General features: G+C 69.2%; 16 protein-coding genes. 6 read left to right on the top strand and 10 right to left on the bottom strand.

From position 1 onward, the window contains the following. Positions 1-21 precede the first annotated feature (21 nt). Together ACFXIV_RS19455 and ACFXIV_RS19450 are read right to left on the bottom strand one after the other, a co-directional pair. On the bottom strand, positions 22-1698 hold the full coding sequence (locus tag ACFXIV_RS19455; RefSeq protein WP_379393706.1) for a DUF885 domain-containing protein: 1677 nt from the start codon (positions 1696-1698) through the stop codon (positions 22-24). Between the two features lie 78 nt (positions 1699-1776). Further along, positions 1777-2694, bottom strand: a complete 918-nt coding sequence (locus tag ACFXIV_RS19450; RefSeq protein WP_379393704.1) for a ribonuclease Z — start codon at positions 2692-2694, stop codon at positions 1777-1779. A 119-nt stretch (positions 2695-2813) separates the two neighbouring features. Between ACFXIV_RS19450 and ACFXIV_RS19445 the strand changes: the two genes are divergently transcribed. Then, positions 2814-3278, top strand: coding sequence for a DUF6153 family protein (locus ACFXIV_RS19445; RefSeq protein ID WP_379393702.1), 465 nt, complete (start codon positions 2814-2816; stop codon positions 3276-3278). A 90-nt stretch (positions 3279-3368) separates the two neighbouring features. Continuing rightward, a complete protein-coding gene (locus tag ACFXIV_RS19440; RefSeq protein ID WP_379393700.1) occupies positions 3369-4019 on the top strand; it encodes a DUF305 domain-containing protein in 651 nt (216 codons plus the stop codon). 120 nt (positions 4020-4139) lie between these two features. On the opposite strand, the gene ACFXIV_RS19435 is transcribed toward ACFXIV_RS19440, so the two are convergent. Both ACFXIV_RS19435 and ACFXIV_RS19430 read right to left on the bottom strand, forming a co-directional pair. Continuing rightward, positions 4140-4427 (bottom strand): hypothetical protein, encoded by a 288-nt coding sequence (locus ACFXIV_RS19435; protein WP_356995903.1) that lies wholly within the window; start codon positions 4425-4427, stop codon positions 4140-4142. 146 nt (positions 4428-4573) lie between these two features. Beyond that, positions 4574-6097, bottom strand: coding sequence for an APC family permease (locus ACFXIV_RS19430; RefSeq protein WP_379393698.1), 1524 nt, complete (start codon positions 6095-6097; stop codon positions 4574-4576). A gap of 197 nt (positions 6098-6294) precedes the next feature. Between ACFXIV_RS19430 and ACFXIV_RS19425 the strand changes: the two genes are divergently transcribed. Both ACFXIV_RS19425 and ACFXIV_RS19420 read left to right on the top strand, forming a co-directional pair. Beyond that, the gene (locus ACFXIV_RS19425; protein WP_379393696.1) at positions 6295-7167 is read left to right on the top strand and encodes a hypothetical protein; all 873 of its coding nucleotides are present in this window, start codon (positions 6295-6297) and stop codon (positions 7165-7167) included. After that, the gene (locus ACFXIV_RS19420; protein ID WP_379393694.1) at positions 7164-7307 is read left to right on the top strand and encodes an alpha/beta fold hydrolase; all 144 of its coding nucleotides are present in this window, start codon (positions 7164-7166) and stop codon (positions 7305-7307) included. The genes ACFXIV_RS19425 and ACFXIV_RS19420 overlap by 4 nt, the downstream gene beginning before the upstream one ends. A 36-nt stretch (positions 7308-7343) precedes the next feature. Here ACFXIV_RS19420 and ACFXIV_RS19415 read toward each other — a convergent pair whose 3' ends face one another. Next, a complete protein-coding gene (locus ACFXIV_RS19415; protein WP_379380145.1) occupies positions 7344-8384 on the bottom strand; it encodes an NAD(P)-dependent alcohol dehydrogenase in 1041 nt (346 codons plus the stop codon). Between the two features lie 140 nt (positions 8385-8524). Between ACFXIV_RS19415 and ACFXIV_RS19410 the strand changes: the two genes are divergently transcribed. Next, positions 8525-9988 (top strand): flavin-containing monooxygenase, encoded by a 1464-nt coding sequence (locus tag ACFXIV_RS19410; protein WP_379393692.1) that lies wholly within the window; start codon positions 8525-8527, stop codon positions 9986-9988. Between the two features lie 4 nt (positions 9989-9992). Beyond that, positions 9993-10910, top strand: a complete 918-nt coding sequence (locus ACFXIV_RS19405; RefSeq protein ID WP_379393690.1) for an alpha/beta hydrolase — start codon at positions 9993-9995, stop codon at positions 10908-10910. 37 nt (positions 10911-10947) lie between these two features. Here the strand turns inward: ACFXIV_RS19405 and ACFXIV_RS19400 are convergent, their stop codons facing one another. The 5 genes from ACFXIV_RS19400 to ACFXIV_RS19380 form a co-directional block, all read right to left on the bottom strand. Continuing rightward, positions 10948-11235 carry a chorismate mutase gene (locus ACFXIV_RS19400; protein WP_379393688.1) on the bottom strand — a complete coding sequence of 96 codons (288 nt, stop codon included), beginning with the start codon at positions 11233-11235 and terminating at the stop codon, positions 10948-10950. A gap of 57 nt (positions 11236-11292) precedes the next feature. Beyond that, entirely contained in the window at positions 11293-11862 is a 570-nt protein-coding gene (locus ACFXIV_RS19395) for a TetR/AcrR family transcriptional regulator (protein ID WP_379380153.1), read from the bottom strand. A gap of 131 nt (positions 11863-11993) precedes the next feature. After that, the gene (locus tag ACFXIV_RS19390) at positions 11994-13229 is read right to left on the bottom strand and encodes a cytochrome P450 (protein ID WP_379393686.1); all 1236 of its coding nucleotides are present in this window, start codon (positions 13227-13229) and stop codon (positions 11994-11996) included. 77 nt (positions 13230-13306) lie between these two features. Continuing rightward, positions 13307-15994 (bottom strand): alkaline phosphatase family protein, encoded by a 2688-nt coding sequence (locus tag ACFXIV_RS19385; RefSeq protein ID WP_379393684.1) that lies wholly within the window; start codon positions 15992-15994, stop codon positions 13307-13309. A gap of 148 nt (positions 15995-16142) precedes the next feature. Further along, a complete protein-coding gene (locus ACFXIV_RS19380; protein ID WP_379393682.1) occupies positions 16143-17279 on the bottom strand; it encodes a BTAD domain-containing putative transcriptional regulator in 1137 nt (378 codons plus the stop codon). Between the last annotated feature and the right edge of the window lie 53 nt (positions 17280-17332).

The following is a 17332-nucleotide window of genomic DNA, read 5'->3' as shown; positions in this document are numbered from 1 at the left end:
CGGCCTGCCCGCCACCGAGTGTCAGAGGGAGTCGGCTAGATCGCGCAGAACCGGGAGGCTGACCGAGCCGGAGCCGAGCACCGTGTCGTGGAAAGCCTTGATGTCGAAGGCGGATCCGAGGCGGTCCGTGACCAGGGCGCGCTGGCGGCGGATCTCGAGCTGGCCGACCTTGTAGGCGACCGCCTGGCCGGGCATGGCGATGTAGCGGTCGATCTCCACCCGGATTTCCTCGAGCCCGACCGGGGCATTGGCGGACATGAAGTCGACGGCCTGCTGACGGGTCCAGCCCTTGGCGTGCAGCCCGGTGTCCACGACCAGGCGGCAGGAGCGCCACGAGTCGGCGGCGAGCATGCCGATGCGGGTGAGATCGTCGGGGTACAGGCCCATTTCGTCGGCGAGGCGCTCGGTGTAGAGCGCCCAGCCTTCGACGAAGGCCGTATTGGAGAAGGACATGCGCTGGAAGCGCGGGAGATGGTCCAGCTCGTTGGCGATGGTGAGCTGGAGGTGGTGGCCGGGGATGGCCTCGTGGTAGGCGACCGCGGCGGTCTCGTAGCGGTTGCGGCTCTTGGGTTCCCGCAGGTTCACGTAGTAGGCGCCAGGCCGGGAGCCGTCGGCCGCGGGCGTGAAGTAGTAGGCCGCGGGCGCATCCGCGGCCAGGAAGTCGGGGACGGGCAGGATGTCGCAGGACTGGCGTGGGAGCCGGCCGAACCAGTTGCCCATCTCCGCCTGGGCGGCGGCCAGATATGCCCGGGCGTCCGCCATGATCTCCGCACCGTCGCCGTAGCGCAGCGCCGAATCCTCGCGCAGCCGGGCGAAGATGGCGGTCTGATCGGCGAGTCCGAACAGACGGCCGCCCACCTCCTCGTATTCGGTGCGCAGACGGGCCAATTCGTCCAGCCCGAGCTGGTGGATCTCTTCCGCGCCCAGGTCGGGCAGCGTGGTGTGGTGGCGCAGCAGGCGGCGGTAGATGTCCGCGCCGTCGTCGCCGAGCCAGCAGAGGCCGGGCTTGTCGTCGGGGCGCGAAACGGGTTCGAGCTCGGCGGCGAGCACCGCCCGGTAGGCGGCGAAGGCGGGCCGGATGACCTCCCGCGCGACCTCGGCCAGCTCTGCGCGCCAGGCGGTTTCGCCATCCCAGCCCGCCGGGCCGGCCAGGGTGACGAACGGGTCGTCGGCGAGATCGGAGGCCAGGTAGCCGTCCAGCTGATTGAGCGAGCGCTCGATGGTGATGTGCGCGGGCGTGCGCCCGGCCGCGATTCCCGCCCGGAAGCGCTCCACGGCCTGGTTCATCAGGGTGCCGAACTGCCGGTAGCGCTGCACCAGCCGCTGCGCGTTCTCCGGTTCGGGCGCGTTCACCAGGGGAGCCATGGTCAGCATCCCGGCGTGCACGCCCGTCATCTGATCCGAGGCCATCTCGACGGGCCGCCACTCCAGATGCGAGACCGCCGACGCCAATTCGGTGCGCAGCAGGCTCCGTGTGGTCCGGTCCTCGTCGCCCAGCCGCGCCGGATCCAGCGCATCCACCTCGGCCAGTAGCCCCCGCCAGGTACCCAGCAGCCGTTCCTCCGCCGCGACCGACAGATCCTCGATGCGATCGTCGAATCGCCTGTCCCCCAACAGGGTCGCCTCGCTGGGCGCGGACTCCAGCATGGCGTCCCAGTACCGGTCGGCGAGTGCGATGAGTTCCTCGTGCGAGTCCATGCCGACCATCATGCCCGGGCCCGCCACCGCCGCGCGCCCGCACGGAAACTTCGCACCCCCAGCTGCGAGGCCGCCCGCTCAGCGGCGCGGCGGAACCGGAATGCGCATCAGATCCTCGGCCACCACGATCTCCCCGTCGAAATGGGCCCGGGCATCGGCCAAATGCTGGTCCAGGGTGCGGTAGCGCTGCGAGTAATGGGTCAGTACCAGGGTGCGGACCCCCGCCCGCGCCGCCACCTCCGCCGCCTGCCCGGCCGTGAGATGACCGTATTCGACCGCCAGGTGCTCATCGGCGTCGATGAAGGTGGACTCGATGACGAGCATGTCCACACCCCGGGCCAGGTCGTGGACGCCGTCGCAGAGCCGCGTGTCCATGACGAACGCGAAACTCTGTCCCGGCCGCGCCTCGCTCACCTCGTCGAGAGTGACGGTGCGCCCGCCGATCTCGACTTCGCCGCGCCGCTGCAGTTCACCCACGACCGGCCCGGACAATCCCAGTTCACGCAACCGCTCGGGAATGAAGCGCAGGCTGTCCGGCTCGTCGAGGCGATAGCCGAACGATTCGACCGGGTGGGACAGCCGCTCCGCGCGCAGGGTGAAATCGGCTCCCGGCGGCGGCAATTCACCGGCGTCGGTGATCGGGTGCGGGTGCAGCTCCACCTGGCGGTTGTGCGCCGAGGAATCGATGAGCCGTTCGTAGTAGACCTCGCCGGACGCCGGGAAGTAGACGTCCACGGGATGCAGCGCCCCGTCGAGGCTGATGCGGCCCAGCACACCCGGCAGGCCGAAGCAGTGGTCCCCGTGGAAGTGGGTGATGCAGATGCGGGTGATCCCGCTGGCGGCCACACCGGCGAAGCTCATCTGCCGCTGGGTGCCCTCCCCCGGGTCGAACAGCAACCCCTCGCGATCCCACCGCAGCAGGTAGCCATTGTGATTGCGCTGTTTGGTCGGTACTTGGCTGGCCGTCCCCAGAATGACCAGTTCGCGCTGTGACACGGCCGTCAGGCTACCGCCCACCCCGCCGATCCTCGCGATGGCGAGGCGGGCGCGTCCCGCGACGATACCGACAGGGGGTATCCGGCCCGGGTCGGCGGCAGGTCCGTAGAATGGCCGCCGTGATCGAGCAGCAGCCCCGAGGCACCCGGTTCATCCGGGCCTTCGGGCTGCTCGCCCTGCTGGCCGGGCTGGTGGCCATGCACGCGCTCGTCCTCGGCATGAGCCACGACCGCATGACCGGCGACCACGCCGGGAGCCCGGCGACCGTCATGACCGAGCACCTGCACGACGGCGTTCTGCCCATGACGGGTATCGCCCCGATCGCGATGGCCGCGGGCGACGACCACGAGATGTCCATGCCCGGCTGCGGCGGCGATTGCGGCAATGGCCACGCCGGAATGCACGGTTGTCTGTTCGTGCTCGCCGCACTGCTCCTCGGACTGGGTCTGGCCGTGCTGGCCTGGGTCGGCATCGGTCGCCGCGACGCCGCCACCTCGACACCGCGCCACCCGCGCGCGCATCACGCCCGTCCACCGCCCTGGACGGTGCTCTCCCTGGCCGAACTGGCGATCCTGCGGATCTGATGGGCCGCCGCGGCCGCGTATCCCCCACGCGGACGCGGGTTTTCGCCTGCTCATTTTCCGATTCGCCAGCACCCACCAAGGAGTTCGACCATGTTCAGCACCCGGATCAAGCTCGCCCTGATCGCCGGCACCGCGGCCACTGCCCTGATCGCCGCCGGCTGCAGCAGCAATGACAGCGACACCTCGAAGGCCGCGCCGTCCTCGACCACCACGGCCATGGATCACGGCAGCATGCCCGGCATGGATCACGGCACGACCGGCACCTCGGCGCCGGCGGCCACCCGCAGCGACTTCAACGCCGCCGACGTCACGTTCCTGCAGATGATGTACCCGCATCATGCGCAGGCCGTGGAGATGGCGAAGCTGGTGCCCACCCGCTCGCAGAACCAGCAGCTGATCACCCTGGCCACGGCCGTGGAACAGGCGCAGTCGCCGGAGATGCGGCAGATCACCACGCTGCTGCAGAGTTTCGGCAAGCCCGCACCGAGCGGCGACATGGGTCACGACATGCCCGGCATCATGTCGAAGGACCAGATGACCAAGCTGGAGGGCCTGTCCGGCCCGGACTTCGACAAGCTGTGGATGCAGATGATGATCGAGCACCATCAGGGCGCGGTCACCATGGCGAATACCGAACTGGCACAGGGCGCCAACGCCGAATCGAAGGCTCTGGCCCAGTCCATCGTGACCGCCCAGCAGCAGGAGATCACTCAGATGAACACCATGCTGGGCCAGAGCTAGCAGCGAGAAGCAAACGGGTGCGCCGGTATCCGGCGCACCCGCAAGCCTCGGTCCCCCAATGGGGTTCCGGGGGCGAGGCCACGGCCTTGGGAGGTATGGCCGCGAGTTACGAGAGTGGTTCTAATTGCCGATGACGGCGTTCATGATGGTGCCGGCGCTGGTGGCGGTGACGCCGCCGATCATCGCTCCGGCCACCATCTTCGGTGATTCGAGGCCGCCACCGCTCCACTTCTCCCAGGCGAACCGGCCACCGCCGTAGGTGATGGCGGTGACGCCGGACAGCATGGTGAACCAGGTGAAGTAGCGGACCAGCTTCATCAGCTTGTCCGCTACGGGCGGGGTCTCCGGGGTCGGGTTGCCGATCTGCGCGACAACCGTGGTGTAGGCGTCATGCACAGCGAGGAGCATGCTCACGATCGGTTCCTCTCGGGATGCTGAGACGGTGCTGATGGGCCGAACTTGTGGCACAACTCTCAATATTCAGAGCAATTGAACCGCATTCCGCGAGGTGGCGTATGGAAGACACACCACCAGCACCAAACTCGAGCACCCGATCAGCTACCGGTTTTCGCCTCCGCGCGGGCCATCACCGAGTGCTTTCGGCCGTAGGCGAAGTACACGACCAGGCCCAGCGCCATCCAGATGACGAACCGCAGCCAGGTCTCCACCGACAGGTTGAACATGAGCCAGGCACAGGCGATGACCGACAGGATCGGGATGAACGGCACCAGCGGCACCCGGAAGCCGCGCTTCAGATCCGGCCGGCTTCGGCGCAGCACGACCACGCCGATGGACACCAGCACGAACGCGAACAGCGTGCCGATATTGACCATTTCCTCCAGGGTGCCGAAGTCCACGAACCCGGCCAGCACCGCGCAGATGACGCCGACGATGGCGGTGATCCGCACCGGTGTGCCCTTGGGACCGGTGTGTGCGAGCCGGCGCGGCATCAGGCCGTCGCGGGACATCGCGAACAGCACGCGGGTCTGGCCCAGGAACAGCACCATGACGACGGTGGTCAGACCGGCCAGCGCGCCGACGGAGATGATGTTCTTGGCCCAGGTGACGCCGTGCAGGGCGAAGGCCGTCGCGAGGGTGGCGTCGTTGCCCTGCAGGTCCTTGTAGGACACCATGCCGGTGAGCACCAGCGAGACCGCCACGTACAGCACGGTCACGATGGCCAGCGAGCCCAGGATGCCGCGCGGCACATTGCGCTGCGGGTCCTTGGTCTCCTCGGCGGCGGTGGCGACCACGTCGAAGCCGATGAAGGCGAAGAACACGATGGAGGCCGCGGCCAGCAGGCCGTACCAGCCGTAGTGGCTGTTGCCGCCGCCGGTGACCAGCTGGAACAGGGTCTGCTGCAGCTTGCTCGCGCTGCCGGAGTCCGCGTTCGGGACCGATGCGGGGACGAAGGGCTTCAGGTTCGAGGCCTTGAAATAGGTGGCGCCGACCACGACCACCAGCGCGATGACGGCCAGCTTGATGGCGACCGCGACCGCGGAGACCCGCGAGGACAGCTTGGTGCCGAGGGCGAGCAGCACGCCGAGCACGGCGATCAGCACGACCGCGCCCCAGTCGAACTTGACCGACCCGAAGTGCCAGATGGGCTGATGCCCGCCCATGACCGTGCCCAGGTACTGCGACCAGCCCTTGGCGACCACCGAGGTGCCGAGCGCGAACTCCAGGATGAGGTCCCAGCCGATGATCCAGGCGACCAGCTCACCGAAGGTGGCGTAGGAGAAGGTGTACGCGCTGCCCGCGACGGGGACGGTCGAGGCGAATTCGGCGTAGCAGAGGGCGGCCAGGCCGCAGGCGACGGCGGCGAAGACGAAGGCCAGCGAGACCGCGGGTCCGGCCATGTTGCCCGCGGTACGCGCGGTGAGGGTGAAGATACCGGCGCCGACCACGACCGCGACGCCGAAGACCGTGAGGTCCCACGAGGTCAGTTCCTTGCGAAGTTTGGCATCGGGATCGTCGGTGTCCCGGATCGACTGTTCGACGCTCTTGGTGCGGAACAGTCCGGTGGTGCGTTGGGCAGCGGGACCGGCAGCGTCTCTCGAGGAGTCCGATATCGCCACTGTCTCTCCTAAATCTGGCTTCTCGGCAACAATGCAGTTCTCACCGGTCGGTCACCATCAGGCGAGTTATCGGCGTCACACGGCACCGTATCATCAGCTGGTACGTACCAGTTCAGCAACAGGCTGGTCACCGAGAAGGCACCCGCGTGCCGTCGCAACACCACGCCGGGGACCGGTGGGCGGATTAGTGTTTCGGTATGGCTTTCGGGGGAACGTCCGCGGGCGGCGATCCGGTCGCGCTGGATCGGGTGCTGGCGCATGCGCACAGCGTCCGGGTCAGGGAGATGCCCGGGGACGGCCCGACCCTGCTCGAGGAGCGGGACCCGATTGCCGTACGAGCGCTGCGGGACGCCCTGCGCATTGCCGACCTGTCCGGTTTCGTGTGCATGTGCTGGGGCGATGTGGTGCTGGACTTCTTCGACACCGACGAGCGTCCGCTCACCACGGTGACCCTGCATCACGGGTATTCGATCCGCTGGGACGGCTGGCCCCAGGACGCGCTGCTGGCCGACGGCGTCCGCTCGCTGGAATGGCTGGCCGTGCGCGGCATCGCCGTTCCTTTGCGCGAATACCGTGTGGCCGAGCAGCGCCAGGCCGAAATCGACCGCACCGCCCGGCTCTGGGCGGCCGAGATCCCCACACCACTCATGCCCTACACCGACGTTTTTCTCGATACGTCCACCTCCGACGGCGGTCTGACCGGACCCCAGGTGGCAGAGGCCGGTGCCGTGCTGTCGGCGGCGTACCCGGATGCGGTGGATCGAATCCTGCGCCTGTGCGCCTGGTACGCCGCGGGCACCGGCGCCTACTCGGGTCACCCGCCGCACGAACGTATTCCGGCCCAGTTCCTGGATCTGGAGAACCGCACCGATTTCGCCCGCGCCGTCGACCTGGCCGACGACGCCGCCATCGCCGGCGCGGTCCGCTACCTGATCAGCTGGGATACCCGAAAACGCCTGGCCCGCCTCCTATCCGCGCTCTCCCCCGCCGCCCGCCGCAAGGTCCTCGTCCACGCCCGCGACGCCGAATCCCGCCGCTGGCTGGAGCGCCGCATCGCGGGGTTGCAATGAGATACCGCCGGGAGCTGGTGCCCGGTGGTCAATTCGAGGTCTGGCCGGAGGCCTCGCACGCCATCAACGGCGAGTTCCCGGACGAGATCGCGGCGCGCCTCGCGAAGTTCCTCGGCGAGATGGAGCCCGCCGCAGGCTGATTCGTCCGGCCTGTCTCGGGCTCATTCGCGAATCGGTCACGGCACCAGGACCGCGCGCCCCCGGATCTGGCCCGCGTCCAGGCGGCGGAAGGCTTCCGGCCCCTCGGCGAGGTCGAAGCGCTCGACCTCCATGTGCAGCTTGCCCGCCTGGGCGAGAGCCACGCACGCGTGCAGGTCGCTACGGGTGCCGCCCAGCGATTTCCGCACGGTCGCGCCCCACGGCCAGCCGGGGCCGCCGGCCGGTCCGGCGGTGATTTCCGGTGCGCCACCGCCGATTCCGACCATGCGGTAGGCGCCGTTGGGGGCGACTGTCTCGCAGGCCAGCTTGGCGGTGGAGTCCACGCCGACGAAGTCGAAGACGGCGTCCGCGCCGCGCCCGTCGGTGAGGTCGAGGATCTGCTGGGCGGTGTCGCCGCCGGAGAGGATGCCGAGTTCCGCACCGCAGTCGGCGGCCAGGTCCAGCTTCTCCTGCGCCTGGTCCACGGCGATGACCCGCACGCCGGAGATGGCGTGCAGGATCTGCACCGCCACGTGCCCGAGCCCGCCGATGCCGATGGCGACCGCGGTGCCGCCGGGCCGGAGTGCTTCGCGCGCACCGCGAATGGCGTGGTAGGCGGTGAGGGCGGCGTCGGCGACCGGCGCGGCCTGCAGGAAGTCCAGGTCGCCGATGGGCACGAACGAGCTCGCCGGAATCCGCACGTACTCCGACATGCCGCCCTCGATGGTGAGTCCGGGACAGGGCGGCATGGCGACGCGACCCGCCGCGAGACAGACGTTCTCGTTGCCGCTCACGCACTCCCGGCAGACGCCGCAGGTCCAGAACAGGTAGACGACGCCGCGTTCGCCGATCTCGCGCCCGTTCACGTCCGAGCCGATGGCCTCGATGGTGCCGGCGATCTCGTGGCCGAGGGTGAGCGGATCCTCGCGCAGCTGGATCGGGAAGTTGACCAGCGTCAGGTCGGAGTGGCAGACGCCCGCGGCGCCGACCTTCACCAGTAGGTCGGTGGGTCCGATGTCCGGGACCGGGATGTCGTTGATCTGCACCTTTTCCGGGCCGGTCCACTGGAGTGCGCGCATCGTGCTTCCTTGCCTCGTGCTTGTGATCTGGCGCACACGGTAGCAGTGGCTTTACACTGTGTCTAGCGAATGACGGAATGTCTACTGATTTACTCGAAAGTCTTCCCACCATGTCGGACATCTGTCTAGGCTCGCGTCCCATGAACACACCGCGGATCGCCATCGTGGGCGCCGGAATCTCCGGGATCTGCATGGCCGTAGCTCTGCAGCGGGCCGGATTCACCGACTTCACCCTGTACGAGAAGGCCGACGAGTACGGCGGCACGTGGCGCGACAACAGCTATCCGGGCCTGGTGTGCGACGTGCCCTCGCGGTACTACCAATTCCGGTTCGCCATGAATCCCGAATGGTCACACCTGTATTCGGCCGGACCGGAGATCAAGGACTACCTGGTCGGGGTGGCGCGCGAGCACGGACTGCACCGGCGCACCCGCTTCGGGACCGAGGTGACCGGCGCGGTGTTCGAAGGCGACGGCTGGCAGCTCACCACCTCCGACGGCGTGACCCAGCGCGTCGACTTCGTGCTGTGCGCAACGGGTTTCCTGCATCACCCGAGCCGGCCCGATATCCCCGGCCTGGACGAATTCGGCGGCCCGGTCATGCATTCCGCGCGCTGGCGGCACGATGTCGAGCTGACCGGCAAGCGGGTGGGCGTGATCGGCACCGGCTCCACCGGCACCCAGCTGGTGAGCGCGCTCGCGGGCACGGTGCCGGAAGTCGTACTGTTCCAGCGCACTCCGCAGTGGATCCTGCCCACGGTGAACCGGTCGTACACGCGAGTGTCGAAGCGGCTCTACTCGCTGATCCCCGCGCTGGGCGCACTCCCGTACTGGTTCAATCGCGCCGCCTTCGCCGTGTTCTCGCAGGGCCTGGTGCATCCCGGCCGGGTGCGCGGGTTCATCCAGTGGGTGGTGGAGCGAAACCTACGGTCGGTCAAGGATCCTGAACTGCGGCGCAAGCTGACGCCCGACTATCAGGCCATGTGCAAACGGCTGGTGGTGTCCGACCGCTTCTACCAGGCCGTACAGCGCCCCGATGTCACGCTGGTGACCGAGGGCATCGATCACGTCGAGAAGCGCGGCGTGGTGACCACCGACGGCCGCCTGCACGAGCTCGACATCCTGGTCCTGGCAACGGGATTCGACTCGCACGCTTTCATGCGCCCGATGGCCGTCACCGGACTGGACGGCCGTACCCTGGATCAGGCCTGGGAGCAGGGCCCGCGCGCCTTCGAGGGCGTCATGATGCCGGACTTCCCGAATCTGTTCATGCTCGTCGGCCCGCACAGCCCCTTCGCCAATCATCCGCTGACCGCGGTCGCCGAGGCGCAGTCCGCCCGCATCGTCGGCTGGCTGCGGCGGTGGCAGGCAGGTGAATTCGCGACCGTCGCCCCCACCCGCGCCGCCACCGACCGCTACAACGCTCGAATGCGGGCCGCCGCCCCGAGCACGGTGTGGACCACCGGCTGCACCAGCTGGTACCTCGGCAAGGACGGGCTGCCCGAGCTGTGGCCGTGGACCCCGGGGCGCTACGAGAAGCTGATCCGCAGCGCACCGGATCCGGTCGACTACGACCTGAATCAGCGCGTCGAGAGCCGGAAGTGAGATCGTGGAAATAGCGTTCTGGCGCTTGCTCTCCCGCCTGGTGGGCCACTGGTGGTTCGGCCCCGCCCCCGACTGGTCCCGGGTCCGCGCCCGGGTCGGCGCGGGCACCACTTTCGCCCGGGCACCCCGCGGTATCGCCGTCGAGACCAGTCGACTCGGCGGCATACCGGTCGAAACTCTCACTCCCCGTTCGGCGCCCGCCGATGCCGCGGTGCTGTACCTGCACGGCAGCGGCTATGTGATCGGCATGCCGCGCATGGTCCGCACCCTCACCGGTGCGCTGGCGGCGGCCATGGGGACGACCGTGCACGCCCTGGATTACCGGCTGGCCCCCGAGCACCCGTACCCGGCCGCCATCGACGACACCGTCGCCGCCTATCGAGCCCTGCTCGCAGCGGGCATCCCGGCCGAACGCATTGCGGTGGTCGGTGATTCGGCCGGTGGCGGCCTGGCGCTGGATCTGGCCCTGCGGCTGCGCGAGAAGCACTGGCCGCAACCCGCGATCCTCGGCCTCATCTGCCCGGTGCTGGATCTGACCGCGAATTCCTCGGCGTTCCAGTGCGATCCGAGTCGGGAGCCGCTGCTGAACCCGCCGCTCATGACGCAGTTCATGGATGCCTACCTGCCGGGTGTCCCCGAGGACGAGCGCCGCGCCCGGTCCCCGCTGTACCGCGACATCACCGGCCTGCCGCCCATCGTCATGCATTCGGCGGGCGACGATCTACTGGCCGGGGACGCCCACCGCTTCGCCGCCCTCGCGGCGAAATCGGCTGCGCCCCTGCGGCACCGCGAGTACCGCAATCTCTGGCACGTCTTCCACGCCATGCCCATGCGGGTGGCACGGGAAGCCGTGACCGACCTCGCCTCCGCGCTGTCCGACCGCCTCTACGGCCACCACGTCGGCCACCGGGCAAGCCGCTGATCGATCGATCCGACATCGCCGCCCGGGTCCGGCACGTTCAGCGCCGGGCGGCGTGCTCGTCCAGCTCGAGGTCGATGAAGGCTCCGATCATGGCCCGCCACACCGCTTCCGCGACGGCAGGCGCCAGTCCGGTCGCGTCGGCACGCTCGCGGGCGAGGGCCACGACCCGCTCCACGCGATCGGGCGCGCGCACGGCCTGCTCGTCGGCCTTGAAAGTGGCGGCCGCGCGCACCAGCTCCTGTCGCTCGGCCAGCAGCCGGATCAGGTCACCGTCGAGAACGTCGATGCGCGTGCGGACTTCGGCCAGCGAACGTGGAGCGGACATGAGCAGGCAGCCTATCGAACGCCGGGCGCCCGACGTTCGGGCCGACGGCCCCGCGGCTCACACGAAGGCCCGGCTGACGACCGGCACCACGAACTCCTCCAGCATGGCGCGCTCCTCCGCGTCGTCGCGGCCGGGGGCGGCGAGGAAGGAGACGATGATGCGGGTCAGCCAGCGGGCCAGCCGGCTGCGTTCGGGATCGGTGAGGGCGGTGGGCGTGAACAGGCCCGCCGCAATGGATTCGATGACGTCGGAGTCCTGGCTGATGCGCCCGGCCGCGCCGGATTCGCCGGGGCGGAACCAGGCGATGAGCATGGGGTCGGCCCGGACCGCGTGGATCGCGCCGAGCATGGCGGTGACCACCTTCTCGCCCGGATCCTCGATCGCGGCGACCTGCTCGAACACGCCCCCGGCAATGCGGCGGGTGGCGCGGTGCACGAAGGCCAGGCGGACGGCCTGCCGGTTCTCGAAGTACCGGTAGAGGGTCGCGCGGGAGCATCCGGCCGCCTTGGCGATATCGCCCATGCCGACCGCGGTGACGCCGCGCTCGGCGAACAGGCGCGCGGCGGCATCGAGGATGCGCTCGGCGGCCAGGTCGGCGCGGTCGTCGGCCAGCCAGTCTCGGCTCATGGATGTCCCTTCGATGCTCGCGGGTCCGGCGGCGGGGCAGCCGCCACGGACCCACTCGTTCACACTCTGCCCGCGCGGTGCGCGGACGGTGCGACCGGGCCGACCTTGCGCGGTGGCCGGCCCGGAGTCGGTCAGGCTGTCGCCCGGAACGGGACGGAGATCGGCCAGCGCACGTAGTTGCCGTGCGCCCACTGCACGGTATCGAGATCGACGGTGAAGTCGGGGCAGCGGGCCAGCAGTTCCTCCAGAGCGACCCGTGCCACCATGCGGGCGGCGGCCGCGCCGAGGCAGTGGTGGTGGCCGTGGCTGAAGGTCATGATGCGCTTGGGATTGCGGCGCACGTCGAGTTCGGCAGCGGTGGGCCCGAATTCGCGTTCGTCGCGGTTCGCCGACCCGTAGAGCAGCAGCACGCGGCGGCCCGCGGGGATGGTGACGCCGTGCAGCTCCACATCGCGGGTGGCAGTCCGAGCCAGACCCTGGACCGGGGAGGTCATACGCAGGAATTCCTCGACGGCATCGGGGATGAACGCCGGATTCTCCACCAGCAGGCGGCGCTGCTCGGGGAAGGCGGTGAGCAGTTGCACCGCGCCGCCGAGGTTTCCGGTGGTGGTGTCATTGCCGCCGGTGATCATGGTGAAGGCGAAGCCGAGCATGGCCAGCAGGCCCTCGTTGTCGCCGTCCGCGCCGAGCCCGGAGGCCAGCAGGTGCGAGATGGTGTCGTCGCCGGGTTCCTTACGCCGCCGGTCGATGAGCTCGCCGAAGTAGCCGACCATTTCACCGACAGCGGTGAAGGCGTTCTGGTCGCCCGCGGCCAGCCCCGCACCCTCGACCGCGCCGCCGACGATGTTCTCGGTCCACGCGTCGAACTTGCCCCGATCCTGTTCCGGCACACCGAGATAGTGCGCCACCACCATGGTGGGCAGGGGCTTGAACAGGTCCTTGACGATATCGCCGGAGCCCGCGGCCCGCAGCCCCTCGATGCGCTCGATGACGAAGGCGCGCACCTCGGGTTCGACCGAATTGACCTGCCGGGGTGTGAATCCCGGTGATACCCGGCGGCGGAAGTCGGTGTGGTCGGGCGGGTCCATGAAGACGAACGGCTTGGCGGCGCCGAATCCGGCGGCCAGCAGGTCGACGTAGTCGACGGTCAGGCCGGAGGCCGAGGAGAAGGTCTCGGGGTCGCGCGCGGCCGCGTACACGTCCGCGTGCCGGGACAGGACGTAGAAGTCGTCGGATTCGCGGCCCTCCGGGACGGCCCGGTGGACCGGATCGTGGTCGCGCAGCTGGGAATACATGGGATACGGGTCGCGCCAGGTTTCGCCGGAGCGCAGTTCGAATCGCACCCCATGAGACGCCGTTGAACTCATGAACCGACGGTAAGACAAAACTCACGATATGTCTAGAACCTGTTGCACAACTGTCCCGATGTACCAAGAAGTCGGGATCAGAGCACCCGGAAACGCACCGGATGGGCCAGCGGCCGGCCCGCATCATCCAGGTGATGCAGCAGGTAGGAGCCCGTCGGCAGCGGACCGGACCGCAGGGCCGCGTCGGCCGGGACCGCGGCCGCGCCGACCTGCCGCAGGCCCGCTACCGGAGCGACCGCTGCATCGGCCGCGCCCGGCTGGGCGATGACCGGCAGGACCACCTGATCCCGCGTCACCCCGTTCCCCAGCGTGAGGGTGCGCAGCGCGGGCGTGGCGGGCACCGCGGCGGCCAGGCCACCGGGATCGGCGTAGACGGCGAGGCGATGCCCGGCCACCGCGCCCGCGAGGCCATAGCTGACGACCAGGTCCCGGCCGGGCTCGTAGAGGGACCGGTCGAGCAGCAGCCGATCGAAGGGCGCCGCGTCGTCGGCGGTCCTTCCGGCGGCCCCGGTTTCCACGAATCCGCGTGCCCGGCACCAGAATCCGGCATCGGCGGCGGCGGTCACCGAGAAGTCGTACCAGCCTGCTCCCTCGGCGTCGGCGTCACAGGACATCTCGCGCCGTTCGGTCCCGCCCGCCGCGATATCGATAGTCCAGGGCCCGTCGTGCCGGTAGGCATGGGAGACCACCGCGACCGAAACACGTTGCGTCCCGCCATTTTCGAATACCCAGGAGAGCTTGCGCCTGCCGGAGGTGGCCGCGGCGGCGGTGACCCGCAGCGCGCCGCACGGACCGGTGAGATCGCCGGCGAAGCGGCGCTGGAAGCCGTCGGGGCCGTACACCGAATAGTCGTAGCGACCGTTCACCACCGGAAAGTCCTGTGCGACAGTGCCCCCGCCGGGGATGTCGAAGCGGGTCGGCGTGAAGTCCGCGGCGAAGGCGTTCGGATGCACCCGGCAGTGCACGGTGCCGGTGCCGCCGTTGTCGATGGTGAGGGTGATCCCGCCCTGCCCGTTGGGCGCGCACCGGGCCTGCATCCGGTACGGCAGCGGTACCCGCGCCTTGCTGCCGTTCTGCTGCTTCGGCAGGCGCTGCACGAACGGAAGCGGTTGCGCGACACCGGACATCGTCTGCTCGGCGCGCGGGGCGGCGGTGGGCAGGATGAGGGTGCGGCGCGCGCCGAAGTCGAACAGCGAGGACAGGTCGCCACACACCTCCCGCCGCCACGGGCTGATATTCGGTTCGGCGACACCGGTGACCCGCTCCAGGAACTTCAGCACCGAGGTGTGGTCGAACAATTCGGAGCAGACGGCCTGTTTGCTCCACGGCGACACGATGATCGCGGGTGTCCGCGCGCCGAGGCCGACATTGTGGCGGCCGAAGTATTCACCGGTCGCGCCCTCCGGCGGCGCCGGCGGCGGGATGTGGTCGAAGTACCCGTCGTTCTCGTCGTAGTTGAGGATGAATACCGTCTTGTTCCAGACGTCCGGGTGTTCGGCGAGCGCCTCCAGCACCCCACGCACCATGGCCTGCCCATTGCGCGGGCCCATGACCGGATGCTCGCAGTCGACGTAGGGCGCGACGATCCAGGACACCGTGGGCAACCGTCCGGTCGCCACATCGGTGCGGAAGGATTCCACGAGCGTGCCGGTGCGCGCCCGCAGCAGCCCCTGCTCCACCAGCGCCCGCTGCCCCGCCGACAGCTCGTCCAGGCCCCGCTTCAGGTCGGCGGCGTAGGCGGGTTCGAGGCTCGGATCCCGTTGCAGGTCCGTGTAATAGCGGAAGAAGTTCTCGAAGGCGACCCCGCGACCGCCGTTGGTGTACTTCAGCGCGGCCCGCGCGGCCTCGCGGAAGGGCAGGAAGAACTCGAGCGCATTGTCGGTGTAGTTGTCCCACTCCTGGTAGACGCGCCAGCCGATGCCGCGCTCCTGGAGACGTTCGGCGTAGGTGGTCCAGGGCAGGCCGAAGATGATGTCGTTGACGCAGCGTCCGGCGTCGGGGCCGAGCAGCGCGTCGTAGAGGAACAGATTGCCGGTCCGCGGCGCCATCAGCCCGGCCAGCGATTCGGCGACCGAGTGCGGGAGGGCGCTGGTCAGTCCGTGCACCATCCCCAGTACGGCGTCCACGATCCCGGCGACCGGCAGGCTGCGCATCCAGCGCAGTTTCAGATCGTCGGCGAACAGCGAGACCTGCAGGGATTCCGCGAAATTGTCCAGGGCCAGTGGGTTTTCCACGGTGCCGGTGAACAGGTACATGCGATTGGGGTCGGTGGGCCCGTTCACCGAGCAGTGGTAGCCGTCGCACAGGGTGAACGCCTCGGCGAGCTGGTAGTAGAAGCCCAGGCTGTCGCGGTCGTAGCCGACCATGGTGCCCTCGCCCTTGGCGGGGATCCAGCCGTCGTGCCGGCCGAAGGCGAAAGCGTCATGGCCGGTGCGGGTTCCGTGATCGGTGCCGTCGATGTTCTGCAGCGTGGTGGGGTACGGCAGCACCACCCGGCCGCCGTCGGGCTGGTGGAAAACCGAGCGTCCGGTGGACAGTTGTAGCGCATTGAGATCGGCGTAGCCGCGCACGCCGGCCATGGAGCCGTAGTAGTGGTCGAAGGAGCGGTTCTCCTGCATGAGGACGACCACGTGTTCGATCCGGTCCCAGCCGCCGGGCGGGGCCGGTTCGGCCCAGGCCTGCACCAGGCTCGGCGGGAGCATCGACATGGCTCCGGCCGCACCACCCAGCTGCGCGGCGTGCTTCAGAAAAAGCCTCCGATCCATGGCAACCCCTGTGAGCATAGGAACGGCTACCGTTGAGGATCGCCGACCGAGCTTGGGGGTTCGTGGCGGTGAGGGGGATCAGTAATGAAGGGTCAGTTAATCATTGGCTCCGGACGTCGCGGATCTGTCATGTGGCATTCACTACTGTTCAGCCGGCGTTGTCCTCGTCGCGAACCAGCAGGAAGACCAGTTCGGTATCGCCGATGCGCAACACCGCTCCATCGGACAATAATCCGCTGTCGGCAACCCGTGCGCCATCGACGTAGACGCCGTTGGAGGAGTGCAGGTCCTTGATCACCCAGGTGTGCCCGTTGTCGATGAGCAGCGCGTGGTGGCGGCTGACCCGGCCGTCGGCGAGCGCGATGTCATTGTCGGACAGGCGACCGATGCGGGTCGTGGAGCCGGTCACCGGGAAGACGTTCCCGGAGCGGTCGCGCAGCAGCGCCTGGGGCTCGTGCCAGCTGCGGTCCACGATGGTGGTGGCGCGGGTGGCCGAGGCCGCCGCGACCGCCGGCACACTGAGCTGATCCTGGCGGAGGATGCGCGATTCCAGCTCCCGGATGCGATGCCCCGGATCGATGCCGAGTTCCTCGGCGAGGATGCCGCGCAGCCGACGGGCCGCCTCGAGCGCGTCGGACTGCCTGCCGGTCAGGTAGAGCGCGGTGATCAGCTGCTCCCAGAGCGATTCCCGCAGGGGATGATCGCGCACCAGCAGGGCCAGTTCGGAGACCACGCCCTCGGCGCGGCCCTGGGCGATATCGGCCTCGGCGCGGGCCTCGATGACGCCGATGCGCTCGTCGCCGAGGGCGACGGCGTAGGCGTCGGCGAAGCCGAGTCCGCGCAGATCGGACAGGACCGGTCCGCGCCACTGGGCCAGCGCGTCGGAGAGGGCGGTGGTGGCGGCGGCGAACCGTCCGGCGGCGAGGGCGCGCAGGCCGTTCTCGCGGCGGGCACGGAAGCGGAAGACATCGCAGGCCGGGTCCGCGAGCACGATGCGATAGCCGGTGCCCATGTGCTGCAGCATGTTCCGGGCGTCGATGCCGCCATCGCGCAGCGGCTTGCGCAGATTGGAGATGATGGCGTGCAGGCTGACGCGTACGTCGGGCGGCGGATTGTCCTCCCAGACCGCGCTGGCGAGGGCCTCGACGGATACCGGACGATTGGCATTGATCGCGAGGTAGGCGAGCACAGCGCGCTGTTTGGGCCCGCCCAGCGGCTGGGACACCCCGTCGATGGTCAGCTGCACCGGGCCGAGCACCCCCACCTGCGCGCGCACGTCGCCCATCGCCGACCTCCCACCCGGCCCCAGCTGTCGTCCGTCACTGTAGCTATCCACGG

It is taken from the genome of Nocardia sp. NPDC059236 (assembly GCF_042754085.1).
In the GTDB taxonomy this organism is placed as follows: Bacteria; Actinomycetota; Actinomycetes; order Mycobacteriales; family Mycobacteriaceae; genus Nocardia.
This window is presented reverse-complemented; position numbering and strand designations above follow the sequence as displayed.

Bases quoted from the DNA above. Each gene is read 5' to 3' on its own strand.
- ACFXIV_RS19455 (WP_379393706.1), bottom strand. From the start codon at position 1,698: ATGGACTCGCACGAGGAACTCATCGCACTCGCCGACCGGTACTGGGAC.
- ACFXIV_RS19440 (WP_379393700.1), top strand. From the start codon at position 3,369: ATGTTCAGCACCCGGATCAAGCTCGCCCTGATCGCCGGCACCGCGGCC.
- ACFXIV_RS19435 (WP_356995903.1), bottom strand. From the start codon at position 4,427: ATGCTCCTCGCTGTGCATGACGCCTACACCACGGTTGTCGCGCAGATC.
- ACFXIV_RS19425 (WP_379393696.1), top strand. From the start codon at position 6,295: ATGGCTTTCGGGGGAACGTCCGCGGGCGGCGATCCGGTCGCGCTGGAT.
- ACFXIV_RS19420 (WP_379393694.1), top strand. From the start codon at position 7,164: ATGAGATACCGCCGGGAGCTGGTGCCCGGTGGTCAATTCGAGGTCTGG.
- ACFXIV_RS19415 (WP_379380145.1), bottom strand. From the start codon at position 8,384: ATGCGCGCACTCCAGTGGACCGGCCCGGAAAAGGTGCAGATCAACGAC.
- ACFXIV_RS19410 (WP_379393692.1), top strand. From the start codon at position 8,525: ATGAACACACCGCGGATCGCCATCGTGGGCGCCGGAATCTCCGGGATC.
- ACFXIV_RS19400 (WP_379393688.1), bottom strand. From the start codon at position 11,235: ATGTCCGCTCCACGTTCGCTGGCCGAAGTCCGCACGCGCATCGACGTT.
- ACFXIV_RS19395 (WP_379380153.1), bottom strand. From the start codon at position 11,862: ATGAGCCGAGACTGGCTGGCCGACGACCGCGCCGACCTGGCCGCCGAG.
- ACFXIV_RS19390 (WP_379393686.1), bottom strand. From the start codon at position 13,229: ATGAGTTCAACGGCGTCTCATGGGGTGCGATTCGAACTGCGCTCCGGC.
- ACFXIV_RS19385 (WP_379393684.1), bottom strand. From the start codon at position 15,994: ATGGATCGGAGGCTTTTTCTGAAGCACGCCGCGCAGCTGGGTGGTGCG.
- ACFXIV_RS19380 (WP_379393682.1), bottom strand. From the start codon at position 17,279: ATGGGCGACGTGCGCGCGCAGGTGGGGGTGCTCGGCCCGGTGCAGCTG.